Origin of the sequence: Oceanobacter sp. 3_MG-2023 (genome assembly GCF_030688925.1) — a bacterium.
Lineage (GTDB): Bacteria > Pseudomonadota > Gammaproteobacteria > Pseudomonadales > Oceanobacteraceae > Oceanobacter.
In genome coordinates, this window is record NZ_JAUYVX010000006.1 from 132,049 (window position 1) to 143,925 (window position 11,877).

Genomic DNA, 11,877 nt, shown 5'->3' on the forward strand with positions numbered 1-11,877 from the left:
GAATTCATTGTACTGTCGGTATCAGCATTCATCCTGCTATTCCGGGAGCGTATATTGCATAAAAACAGTAATAATCACTCGAACCCCTGATAGCTGGGGTTTCCACATATGTCAGGGCGGCCAGATACCAGCACTTGTCACATCGAATCTGTATGATTGATGCAATCCTGGCTCACAGTCGCGCACAAGGAGTTGTTATGACCACAAGCAATTATCCCGCTACGTTTATCTCGCAAATTGATGATCTGGTCGCTCTGGCACCGGTGATTCCGGTTCTAAAGATTGAACACCTGGAAGATGCCGTACCCCTGGCTCAAGCACTGGTGGATGGCGGTTTGCCGGTTCTGGAAATCACTCTGCGCAGTGACGCCGCACTGGATGCCATCCGCGCCATTGCTGAACACGTTCCCGAAGCTCGGGTGGGAGCGGGTACCGTCACCAATACGGCCAATCTGCAGGCAGCCATTGACGCCGGTAGTGAATTTGTTTTTACCCCTGGCGCCACACCGGCACTGCTGGCTGGTGCGATTGCTGCCAATATTCCCATGGTACCGGGTATCCAGACGGTCTCGGAGATGATGACGGCGATGGATTTTGGCTACCGCCGCTTCAAGTTCTTTCCCGCCGCTGCCGCCGGTGGCACAGCCATTCTGAAGTCCATTGCCGGACCGTTTCCAGAAGTGCGTTTTTGCCCGACAGGAGGCATTCGTCCCGGTAATGCCAACGATTACCTGAGCCTTGGTAACGTTATGTGTGTCGGCGGTACCTGGCTGACACCGGATGAGCTGATTGCAGCCAAAGACTGGGATGCCATTCGCGAACTGGCCAGAAGCGCCAGCAACCTGCGCGGCTAAGACCCGTGCCCAACCAATACCGGTGACAGACAACAGAATGGCGACCTGTACCCTGCGTCGTTTTGTTGTCACAACGATCAATAACAATTCATTTAATCCGTTTACCGTAAGACAGACAAGGAATACCAATGTCCGCCGTTACCCAACTACCCGCCTGGCAAGCCCTCCAAAAGCGCGTCGAACCAGCACTTGAAACCCCGATCCAATCACTGTTTGATGACCCGGAACGTTTTGACAAGTACTCGCTCAAGGTCCAGAACATCTTGCTGGATATCTCCAAGAACCCCATCGACGACGAAACCTTCCAGCACCTGCTGGCATTGGCGCGTCAATGTGATCTGGAAAAATGTCGCGACGATATGTTCAACGGCGAACATATCAATGTCACCGAAGACCGGGCGGTGCTGCATACCGCCTTGCGTAATCGCGGGCACTCGCCGGTGTATGTCGATGGTGAAGATGTCATGCCTGTCATTGAGCATGAACTCAAGCGTATCCGGGTGTTTGTTAATGCCGTTCGCAAGGGCCGCTGGCGCGGCCATTCCGGCAAACGCATTACCGATGTGGTCAACATTGGTATTGGTGGTTCTGACCTTGGCCCACGCATGGTAACCCAGGCGCTCAAGCCCTATGCCGACGACCAGATCAAGATCCACTTTGTGTCCAATGTCGATGGCATGGAAATCGCCAATGTGCTGAAAGGACTCAACCCGGAGCGGGTATTGTTTGTGGTGGCGTCCAAAACCTTCACCACCGCCGAAACCATGACCAATGCCCAGACCGCCCGTAACTGGCTGATGGCATCCTCGTTTGACAGCCGTGCCGTGGCGCAGCACTTTGTTGCCGTCTCCAGCAACGCCGAAGCCGTCAAAGCCTTTGGCATCAAACTGGAAAACACCTTCCAGATGTGGGATTGGGTTGGTGGCCGCTTTTCATTATGGTCTGCCATTGGCTTGCCCATCGCCCTGTATCTCGGCTTCAGACAGTTTGAAGAATTGTTGCAGGGTGCACATGATATGGACCTGCACTTCCGCAATGAACCATTAGAGCGCAACGCCCCCATGTGGCTGGCCCTGACGGCCTTATGGAACAGCACCTTCATGGGCCGCCACAGCCAGGCGATTTTGCCGTACGACTGGCCATTGCAGAAATTCTCGGCCTACCTGCAGCAAGCGGAAATGGAAAGCAACGGCAAATCCGTAGACCGTAACGGCGATATTGTTCCTTATACCACCGGGTCAATTATTTGGGGTCAGCTCGGGATTGATGGCCAGCATGCTTTTTACCAATACCTGCACCAGGGCAGTACCGTCGTACCGGCCGATTTTATCGGTTCGATCGAAAGCAGCACTCCCGTGGAAGGCCACCATGAAAAACTGATGGCCAATTTCTTTGCCCAGACCGAAGCCCTGATGTGTGGTATCAATGCCGACGACATTCGTCGGGACCTGACCGCCAAGGGCATGTCGAGCGCCGATATCGAGCGCCTGATTCCCCATAAGATCCACCAGGGCAACCGCCCGACCAACAGCCTGCTGCTGGATCAGCTCAACCCACGCACACTGGGTGCCTTGATTGCCCTCTACGAGCACAAGATTTTTATCCTCGGCACCATCTGGGACATCTGTTCTTTTGACCAATGGGGCGTTGAGCTGGGCAAAACCCTGGCAAAAAATATCCTGCCCGAACTGCAAAGTGGCGACGTGCGTAACGACCACGATGATTCCACCCGCAACCTGATGCAGTACTTTGTCGAGCAACGCAAAAACAGCGGCAACCTTGAGTAACCTCTCCATCTAACCCACCGTCTGCTGACGGTGCACATCGCCGTCTAGCGGCGTTGACACAGCGGGCAATACACGGTTGCCCGCTGACCCTGACGAATCTCCTTCAAGGTCGTCTCACACACCCGACACGGCTTGCCACCTCGTCCATAGACCTGCAACTGCTGGGCAAAATAACCGGGATTGCCATCACTGTTGACGAAATCCCGCAGCGTTGTACCCCCCTGCTCAATGGCTTGCCCCAGCACCTGGCGAATACAGTCCAACAAGCGTTCGAACCTGGGCTTGCTGATGTTGCCTGCTGCGGTTGTTGGCCGGATACCCGCCATAAACAGGCTCTCATTGGCGTAAATATTCCCCACCCCTACCATGGTATGGTTATCCATAATAAACAGCTTGATTGCCTGCTTCTTGCCCCGGCTGCGCTGATACAGCGACGCAGCGGATAACCCCGACTCCGCCTCGGGCAATAACGGCTCTGGCCCCAGGGAAGCGATCTGGCTTAACACGGTATCAGGTGCCTGCCACAGCAATGCACCAAAGCGTCTGGGGTCGTGATAACGCAAGATCCAGCCGTTACCTAACACCCAGTCAATATGATCATGAATCCGCGGATCTTCTTCGGCCTTCACCAGTCGCAACGACCCCGACATACCCAGATGCCAGACCGCTGTCCCGGCGTCAAACTGCAACAGCAAGTACTTGCCCCGGCGACTCAAGCCCGTCACCTGCTGGCCCGTCAATGCTGATATCTCATCAGCCACCGGCCAGCGCAAGCGCGACTGGCGCACCACGACATTCTCAATGGTCTGATTGAGCAGGTAAGGGGTAATACCCCGCAAAGTGGTTTCTACTTCAGGAAGCTCTGGCATAGTGTTTTAACATAATGTTTTGACATGGTTATTGGACGGTTGTTGGGCATGATGTTCTGGCACTGCGGGCAAACAGACAGCCTGCAGAGGCCGCTCTGACAGTATCAAATATAAACCACAAACAGAGCGCACAAAGCCCTCGACAGCAAACGCCAGACATAAAAAAACCCGGATAGCCTAAGCTATAACCGGGTTTTTCAAGCCTGTACAGGAAGAATCAATTACTTGATCTTGGCTTCCTTGTACATCACATGCTTGCGAACAACGGGATCAAATTTCTTGATTTCCATTTTCTCAGGCATGGTGCGCTTGTTCTTGTCTGTAGTGTAGAAGTGACCGGTACCGGCACTGGACACCAGACGGATTTTATCGCGTGGCATAATCAGTCTCCTTAGAATTTCTCGCCGCGAGCACGCAGCTCGGCCAGCACCGGATCGATGCCTTTCTTGTCGATGATACGCATACCTTTAGTTGATACACGCAGACGAACAAAACGGCTTTCGCTTTCTACCCAAAAACGGTGATATTGCAAGTTGGGTAAAAAACGGCGCTTGGTTTTGGTATTTGAGTGGGAAACATTATTCCCGGAAACAGGACCTTTTCCTGTTACCTGACAAACCTTAGACATGGATCTAGCCCCGATTCTTAACTGTATCGATCAATCTGAATTTCGTTAGCAACCGTGGGCTTGGAGCGCTTTTACAAGCGACACCAGATAGGCCCTGGCTGAAAAGAGTTGCGCTTTATACCAAAACCACAAACACAGCGCAAGCCGAAGTTTATTTTTTGTACGGAACCTGGCGACCCGAAATCGTCGTTTTACCGCCCTGAAACACCTGCGCCTGTCGCTCTCAGGTCAGATCCAGCCTCGCTCGGCAAAGGACACTTCTTCGCCATCACCCACCACGATATGGTCCAGCACCCGGATATCCACCAGCCCCAGAGCCTGCTGCAACTTGTCGGTAATATGCCGGTCCGCCCGGCTTGGCTCCGCCACACCGGAGGGGTGATTATGAGTAAAGATCACGGCGGCAGCACCGTAGGCCAGCGCCTGCTTCACCACCTCACGCGGGTACACCGACGCACCATCAATGGTGCCCTGAAACAGCTCCTTGTACTGGATAACCCGGTTCTGGTTATCCAGAAACAGACACGCAAACACCTCATGATCGAGATCCCGGATCTGTGCTGACAAATAACGCCGGGTCAATTCCGGGCTGGTCAGGGCATCACCTTTTTGCAGCTGCTCCGCCAGATGACGGCGAGCCATTTCCAGCACGGCTTGTAACAGCGCAAACTTGGCCGACCCCAACCCCAAAGGCTGGCAAAAACGCTTTTCACTTGCCATCAAGAGCGGCCGTAAACCACCAAACTCCGCCAGCAACTCCCGCGACAAATCCACGGCACTTTTGCCTTTGACCCCGGTACGTAAAAATATCGCCAGCAACTCGGCATCCGACAGCGACGCCGCTCCCTGAGCCAACAGTTTTTCCCGTGGACGTTCCTGCTCTGGCCAATCCCTGATTGCCATTATCTGCCTCCTTGCAGTGCTGTTATGCTTCGCTCATTCAACCACCTGACGGGCACAGCATCTGTCATCGTGCCGTCACCTTCCGGGTGCCATTATGATACGAGGCTCCTTCGTTTCACCTGTGCGTTATACTGACGCCAATTTTACCCCAGTACTGACGAGCTCTCCATGCTGCAATTAGCCAACAAACGTATTTTGCTCGGTATCAGCGGCGGCATTGCTGCCTACAAATCCGCCGAACTGGTACGCACTCTGACCAAGGCCGGTGCCACTGTTCGAGTCATTATGACCGCTGGTGCGATGGAATTTATCACCCCGCTGACGCTGCAGGCCCTCTCCGGTAATCCAGTGCACCACGCCTTGCTGGATGAGACTGCCGAAGCCGGTATGGGTCACATCGAACTGGCACGCTGGGCTGATACCATCCTGATTGCACCGGCCAGTGCCGACCTGATTGCCCGCCTTGCCGCCGGTATGGGGGATGACTTGCTGACCACCGTCTGTCTGGCCAGCTCAGCACCGCTCTGCCTGGCACCGGCGATGAATCAGCAAATGTGGGCCGCCGCCACGACCAAGAACAATCTCTCGACATTGGCACGGCTGCGCGGCGATGCATTGGCTCTGTTTGGACCCGGCAGCGGAGCCCAAGCCTGTGGCGATATTGGCCTCGGCCGAATGCTCGAACCCGAAGCGATTGCCCAACAACTGGCCGACCGTTTTGTTAGTGGTACCCTGGCGGGCAAGCAGGTGGTCATCACGGCCGGGCCAACCCGCGAAGCGCTCGACCCGGTGCGTTACATCAGCAACCACAGCTCTGGTAAAATGGGTTATGCACTGGCCCAGGCGGCACTGGAAGCCGGAGCGCAAGTTACACTGATCTCCGGCCCGGTCAGCCTGCCCGTACCCGAGCGGATCACCCTGGTGCCGGTCACATCGGCCGCTGACATGCTGACGGCGTCATTAGCGACGCTGGGTCAATGTGACGTTTTTATTGCCAGCGCCGCCGTGGCCGACTACCGGCCGGCGGCGGTAGCGGAACAGAAGATCAAGAAAGCCGGTGACGAGATCCAGCTAACGCTGGTCAAGAACCCCGATATTATCGCCACCGTGGCCCATCATCCACAACGGCCGTTTAGCGTTGGTTTTGCCGCCGAAACCCACGACGTCGACAGTTACGCCCGCGACAAACTCGAGCGCAAAAATCTCGATATGATCATTGCCAACGATGTCTCGCGTCAGGATATTGGCTTCGGTGCCGAAAATAATGCTGTCACGCTGTACAGCCGCCACGGTACGACCGAATTTGACGTCATGAACAAAACCCTGCTGGCGCGGCAACTGATCGCAGCGATCGCCCAGCAACTCAAGGCGCAATAACAGCCCGCCGATGCCACTCATAAACCAACAGGAAGCCGCTACAGTGCACACCTTGCAATTCAAAATTCTCGACCCGCGCCTCGGCGATACCATTCCACTGCCAGAATACGCCACCAGCGGATCCGCAGGGCTGGACTTACGCGCCTGCATCGAAACCGACAGCCTGGTTATCGAACCCGGCCAGACCGTACTGATTCCCACCGGAATGGCGATTTATATCGATGATCCCGGTCTCGCTGCCGTGCTGCTGCCGCGCTCAGGCCTGGGCCACAAACATGGCATCGTACTGGGCAATCTGGTCGGTCTGATTGACTCCGATTACCAGGGCCCGCTCATGGTATCCTGCTGGAATCGTGGCACCGAACCGTTCACGCTGAATGTCGGCGAACGTCTGGCACAGCTGGTGCTGGTCCCCGTGGTACAAGCCCGGCTCCAGCAAGTAGAAGACTTTACGGCAACAGAACGCGGCAGCGGTGGTTTTGGCCACTCTGGCCGCCACTGAGCCATCCATAGCGAGCGCCAATCGGGTCAGGCTATACTGCCCGATTGCCAATAACCTGAACCATACTCATACTGCAGGGCCGATTGAGTGATCGGCCTTGCCCTGCACCCGATGGAGCCCCACCATGCCGCTGAACCGCGATGACGCTATCCAAACCGTCAACGTTCTGAGTCAGGCCCTGCCCTACCTGCAACGCTTTGTAGGCAAAACCATTGTCGTCAAATACGGCGGCAATGCCATGATCGACGAACATCTGAAAAACAGCTTTGCCCGCGATATGGTGATGCTGAAACTGGTTGGCATCAACCCGGTTGTGGTGCACGGCGGCGGGCCACAAATTGGCGAGTTGCTGACCAAACTCAATATCGAAAGCCACTTTGTTAACGGCATGCGCGTGACCACCAGCGAAACCATGGACGTGGTCGAAATGGTACTGGGTGGCCTGGTCAACAAAGACATCGTCAACCTGATCAACCAGAACGGTGGTGATGCCATTGGCCTGACCGGTAAGGATGGCCAGCTGCTGCACGCTCGCAAGCTGCATGTGACCCGGGCTTCTCCGGATCTGGAAAAACCGGAAATCATCGACATCGGCCACGTTGGTGAAGTCGCCAGTATCAACACCAAGGTGTTGGACATGCTCAATGACAGTGATTTTATTCCGGTTATTGCACCGATTGGTGTCGACTCAGAAGGTCGCTCCTACAACATCAACGCCGATTTGGTTGCCGGTAAGGTCGCGGAAGTACTCAAGGCCGAAAAACTGATTCTATTAACCAATATCGCCGGTTTGATGGACAAGCAGAACAATATCCTTACCGGTCTGACTACCCGGCAAGTCGACGACCTGATTGCTGACGGTACTATCTACGGTGGCATGTTACCCAAGATCCAATGTGCGCTGGATGCCGTCCATGCTGGCGTCACCAGCGCCCATATTATTGATGGACGCGTGGCACACTCGACCCTGCTGGAACTGTTCACTGATGAAGGTGTGGGCACTCTGATTACCAACCGCAAAGGCTGACAGGAGGATTCATGGCACAGGCGGAAAACAAGCTATCCCGCAAGGACCAGATACTTCAGGCTCTGGTGCATATGCTGGAAACCCAGCCTGGGGCCAGAATCACCACCGCCAATCTGGCAAAAGAGGTGGGCGTCTCAGAAGCGGCGCTGTATCGCCACTTCCCCAGCAAGGCAAAGATGTTTGAAGGGCTGATTATTTTTATAGAAGAAACAATTTTCAGCCGTATCAACCTGATCCTGCAAGACATCGACACCGCTGAAGCGCGCTGCCAGCACACCCTGATGCTGTTGCTGACATTTGCTGAACGCAACCCCGGCATGTGCCGCTTGTTGTCTGGTGATGCCCTGGCGGGAGAAACCGAGCGCCTGCGTCAGCGTATCCAGCAGTTTTTTGAACGGCTGGACACCCAGTTCCGACAAATCATCCGGGAAGCCGAATTGCGTGAAGACAAGCTGCCACAGCACACGGCCAGTGCGCTGGCCAACTTGTTGACGGCTGTGGTCGAAGGCAAGATCCGTCAGTTTGTACGGACGGAATTTGCCCTGAAACCCACCGCCTATTGGGATGAACAGTGGCCGCTGTTACAAAGCCAGTTATTGCGGGCAAAGCACATTCCGACCTACTGAATAAACGGCAACGGCATAGACGGAATAAACAGACGGAAGACTCAACAGCAGGGACGCCAAGCCAGCTGGCCTAGCGGCTGACGGGAGGAGTGGCCTTGATAAAACGATCAACCCGGTCAAAATCCACCTCGTCGTACAAAGTACCCGGCGGATAAACCTGCAGAATGCGTATGCGCTCATACTGCTCCGCATAATCCCGGGTAATACGCCCTAACTCAGCACGACGATCCCGGATATCCCGTTGGCTGTCGGCAATCACATCAGCGATCTCGTCCACTTCGTCCTGAATATCCTCAGGGACCGGATCACCCTTACTGGTAAAGCGCTCGGCCTGCTGCTGTGCCACTTGCAGCTTTTCTTCCAACGCTTGCTGGCGACGTTCCTGCAAGGTGATATAGGTCGCGACTTCTTCTGACTTGCGCAGCCTGGCCCGTTCAACATCCGATGGCTGCTCGTACAACCGCAGCAGATTGATATCCGCTTCTTTTTGCTGGGCAATTTGCTCTTGTCGTTGCAGCTCAGCCGCTTCTCTGGCGCGCCGGATAACCAGCTCTTCTTCTGTTGGTGCCGGAGCAACCACTTCCAGCACCATACCGTTACTGCCCAGCACCTCGTAGCCCTGGCCCACCAGCTCGGCCGGTATTCGGTCCCGCAGCACCGTCTGACCATCGACCTTGAAACGATACAACTTGGCGGCAACAACTTCCGATGCCAGCAAAGAACCCAATAGCGCAACCAGCAAGCGACTACGAGCAAGCCATTGTTTACCGTTCAAGTATCCCAGCATCAGCACACCCCGTATTGCGCCCGATACGCTTCGATAGCAGACGCGTGGTTTTTCAGATCATCCTGGGTCGCCACATAGTCCAGCACCTGATTCAGGGTCACGATACTGGCCACCTTGATATCGAAGTCCCGTTCTACTTCCTGGATCGCAGACAACTCACCCTGGCCTTTCTCCTGGCGATCCAGCGCAATCAGGGCCGCTGCCGCCGTTGCACCCTCAGTACCAGCGATCAGGGTCATGACTTCCCGAATAGCCGTTCCAGCAGTAATCACATCGTCGACAATGACCACACGGCCCGCCAAAGGCGCACCCACCAGATTACCGCCTTCGCCATGAGCCTTGGCTTCCTTGCGATTAAACACATAAGGCACGTCTTTCTGGTAGTCATTGGCCAGCGCCACGGTCATGGCTGCCGCCAGAGGAATACCTTTGTACGCCGGGCCAAACACCACATCGTACTGCAAACCAGCATCTTCCAGTGCGGCAGCGTAAAAACGCCCCAGGCGAGCAAGGGCCAAACCGCTGTTAAACAACCCGGCATTAAAGAAATAAGGGCTGATTCGACCCGACTTTAGCGTAAACTCACCAAACTTCAGGACACCCTGCTGAATAGCGAATTCGATAAATTCTTGTTGATAGGCTTTCATATCGCATCCTGAAAAGGGAACTAATATAAATGGAACGAATAATGCAATGGCAGGAACTGGTCGACAGTCAATAGGAAAGCAAGTGCAGGTCAGAGCGCTACCGACCTAATGCACCGCCTCACCGGACACCAGACAAGTACAACAAGTGAGACAACTCACAACCAAATATTGCCTCAGTTTACCCGCACTTAGATTGATGGGTTATGATACACGCTTCACTAGTTGGGAACCACGTATGCGAGTTATCACTTTACAGGTAGACGGGCTGCAACAGGCAGTAGATAAGGGCCTGTATGCATGGCTGAGCATGGCCGACGCCGATGTCGTCGCCATCCAGAATCTGCGCGCAAAAGAATATCAGCTTTCTGACGATGTCGTTTACCCGCGAGATTTTAACGCCTACTTTTTTGATGCAGAGGCGGATGACTATTCAGGTGTTGCCATTCTCACCAAAGAGGTTCCCAAGGCCATCATGACCGGCCTGGCGTTCCCTCAGTGCGATATGCAAGGCCGCTATATCCAGGCCGACTTCCCGCACGTCAGTGTTGGCTCCATCCTGTTTCCATCCGTTGATGTCTTTAACAACCTCGACGACAAGCTGGCCTTCCAGAAATCGTTTCTGGAGCATTTGCAAAAAAATCGCCGCAAGCGTCGCGAGTTTATTATTTGCGGCAATTTTGAAGCCGCTCATAAAACCGTCGACCTGGCCGATTGGCAATCCAACCAGAACAAGCCCGGATTCCTGCCGGAAGAACGCGCCTGGTTTGACCAGATCTTTGGCCCGGTCGGTTACGTTGACGCCTTCCGCGAAGCCAATTTTGGCGAAAACCAGTTCACCTGGTGGCCAGATGCCGAATGCGCCCGTCGCAACCAGAATGGCTGGCGCAAGGACTACCAGATTTGCAGCCCCGGTGTGCGCCAATACGTTGTCGATGCCAAAATCGAAAACAGCCTGCAATTTGGTGATCACGCCGCGGTGATGATCGAGTACGAATTCGACGACGAATAATCGCCCTGGCAGCAGCGCAACAAACGCCAGGCACCAAAAAGCCCGCGACCGTGCGCGGGCTTTTTTGTGTTTTCAGAGTCATCACCTGAATAAAACCATTCGGGCGATTTCCCCTGTGGATATACCACCCAGGCAAGATCAGCCGTTCAATGCTGCAATCTGCAGATCAGACAGCTCATTAATGCCTTTCTCTGCCAGCGCCAGCATGGCGTTCAGCTCATCACGGGTGAAGGTATTACCTTCGGCAGTTCCCTGCACTTCCACAAAGCCGCCATTCGACGTCATGATTACGTTCATGTCGGTTTCAGCAGCGGAGTCTTCCGGGTAATCCAGATCCAGCACCGGCTCTCCCTTATAAACCCCCACAGAAACCGCCGCGATCATGTGCTTCAGTGGCTCTCCCTTGAGTTTGCCCTTTTGCTTCAACCAGTTGATGGCATCCACCATGGCAACACACGCGCCGGTGATCGACGCCGTACGAGTGCCGCCGTCGGCCTGTATCACATCACAATCGATGGCGATGGTATTTTCACCCAAGGCCTTCATATCCACAGCAGCACGCAGGCTGCGGCCAATCAGGCGAGAGATTTCTACCGTACGGCCCTGCTGCTTGCCCTTGGCGGCTTCACGTATCATGCGCGAACCGGTTGAACGCGGCAGCATACCGTACTCCGCCGTCACCCACCCCTGGCCCTTGCCACGCAAAAACGGCGGCACATTGGTTTCCACACTGGCAGTACAAATCACTTTTGTATCACCGCATTCAACCAGCACAGAACCTTCCGCGTGTTTGGTGTAATGGCGAGTAATACGAACTTCGCGGAGTTGATCAGGAGCACGACCACTGGGTCTCATACAATT

General features: G+C 54.8%; 14 protein-coding genes. 7 read left to right on the plus strand and 7 right to left on the minus strand.

Annotated elements, in window-relative coordinates; all coding sequences use genetic code 11:
* Positions 1–197: 197 nt before the first annotated feature.
* Positions 198–854, plus strand: a complete 657-nt coding sequence (locus Q8W32_RS07580) for a bifunctional 4-hydroxy-2-oxoglutarate aldolase/2-dehydro-3-deoxy-phosphogluconate aldolase (RefSeq protein ID WP_303432756.1) — start codon at positions 198–200, stop codon at positions 852–854.
* Between the two features lie 128 nt (positions 855–982).
* Positions 983–2,641 carry a glucose-6-phosphate isomerase gene (gene pgi / locus Q8W32_RS07585; RefSeq protein ID WP_303432755.1) on the plus strand — a complete coding sequence of 553 codons (1,659 nt, stop codon included), beginning with the start codon at positions 983–985 and terminating at the stop codon, positions 2,639–2,641.
* Positions 2,642–2,685: 44 nt separating this feature from the next.
* On the opposite strand, the gene mutM is transcribed toward pgi, so the two are convergent.
* The 4 genes from mutM to radC all read right to left on the minus strand — a co-directional run bounded on the left by mutM (position 2,686) and on the right by radC (position 5,041).
* Positions 2,686–3,510, minus strand: coding sequence for a bifunctional DNA-formamidopyrimidine glycosylase/DNA-(apurinic or apyrimidinic site) lyase (gene mutM, locus Q8W32_RS07590; RefSeq protein WP_303432754.1), 825 nt, complete (start codon positions 3,508–3,510; stop codon positions 2,686–2,688).
* A 221-nt stretch (positions 3,511–3,731) separates the two neighbouring features.
* Positions 3,732–3,890, minus strand: coding sequence for a 50S ribosomal protein L33 (gene rpmG, locus Q8W32_RS07595; RefSeq protein WP_036533854.1), 159 nt, complete (start codon positions 3,888–3,890; stop codon positions 3,732–3,734).
* A gap of 11 nt (positions 3,891–3,901) precedes the next feature.
* Positions 3,902–4,138 (minus strand): 50S ribosomal protein L28, encoded by a 237-nt coding sequence (gene rpmB / locus Q8W32_RS07600; RefSeq protein ID WP_303432752.1) that lies wholly within the window; start codon positions 4,136–4,138, stop codon positions 3,902–3,904.
* 228 nt (positions 4,139–4,366) lie between these two features.
* Positions 4,367–5,041: a DNA repair protein RadC gene (radC, locus tag Q8W32_RS07605; protein ID WP_303432751.1), complete on the minus strand. Its 675-nt coding sequence runs from the start codon at positions 5,039–5,041 to the stop codon at positions 4,367–4,369.
* Positions 5,042–5,209: 168 nt separating this feature from the next.
* Between radC and coaBC the strand changes: the two genes are divergently transcribed.
* The 4 genes from coaBC (at position 5,210) to slmA (ending at position 8,573) form a co-directional block, all read left to right on the plus strand.
* Entirely contained in the window at positions 5,210–6,418 is a 1,209-nt protein-coding gene (coaBC, locus tag Q8W32_RS07610) for a bifunctional phosphopantothenoylcysteine decarboxylase/phosphopantothenate--cysteine ligase CoaBC (RefSeq protein ID WP_305414390.1), read from the plus strand.
* 43 nt (positions 6,419–6,461) lie between these two features.
* Positions 6,462–6,920, plus strand: coding sequence for a dUTP diphosphatase (dut, locus tag Q8W32_RS07615; protein ID WP_305414391.1), 459 nt, complete (start codon positions 6,462–6,464; stop codon positions 6,918–6,920).
* 124 nt (positions 6,921–7,044) lie between these two features.
* Positions 7,045–7,947 (plus strand): acetylglutamate kinase, encoded by a 903-nt coding sequence (argB, locus tag Q8W32_RS07620; protein WP_303432749.1) that lies wholly within the window; start codon positions 7,045–7,047, stop codon positions 7,945–7,947.
* Positions 7,948–7,958: 11 nt separating this feature from the next.
* Positions 7,959–8,573, plus strand: a complete 615-nt coding sequence (slmA, locus tag Q8W32_RS07625; RefSeq protein ID WP_303432748.1) for a nucleoid occlusion factor SlmA — start codon at positions 7,959–7,961, stop codon at positions 8,571–8,573.
* 70 nt (positions 8,574–8,643) lie between these two features.
* On the opposite strand, the gene Q8W32_RS07630 is transcribed toward slmA, so the two are convergent.
* Positions 8,644–9,360: a hypothetical protein gene (locus Q8W32_RS07630; RefSeq protein ID WP_303432747.1), complete on the minus strand. Its 717-nt coding sequence runs from the start codon at positions 9,358–9,360 to the stop codon at positions 8,644–8,646.
* The gene (pyrE, locus tag Q8W32_RS07635) at positions 9,360–10,007 is read right to left on the minus strand and encodes an orotate phosphoribosyltransferase (protein ID WP_303432746.1); all 648 of its coding nucleotides are present in this window, start codon (positions 10,005–10,007) and stop codon (positions 9,360–9,362) included. Before pyrE ends, Q8W32_RS07630 begins: the two co-directional genes overlap by 1 nt.
* Before the next feature lie 235 nt (positions 10,008–10,242).
* On the opposite strand from pyrE, the gene Q8W32_RS07640 reads away from it, so the two are divergent.
* Positions 10,243–11,016 (plus strand): exodeoxyribonuclease III, encoded by a 774-nt coding sequence (locus Q8W32_RS07640; protein WP_303432745.1) that lies wholly within the window; start codon positions 10,243–10,245, stop codon positions 11,014–11,016.
* 138 nt (positions 11,017–11,154) lie between these two features.
* On the opposite strand, the gene rph is transcribed toward Q8W32_RS07640, so the two are convergent.
* A complete protein-coding gene (rph, locus tag Q8W32_RS07645; RefSeq protein WP_303432744.1) occupies positions 11,155–11,871 on the minus strand; it encodes a ribonuclease PH in 717 nt (238 codons plus the stop codon).
* Between the last annotated feature and the right edge of the window lie 6 nt (positions 11,872–11,877).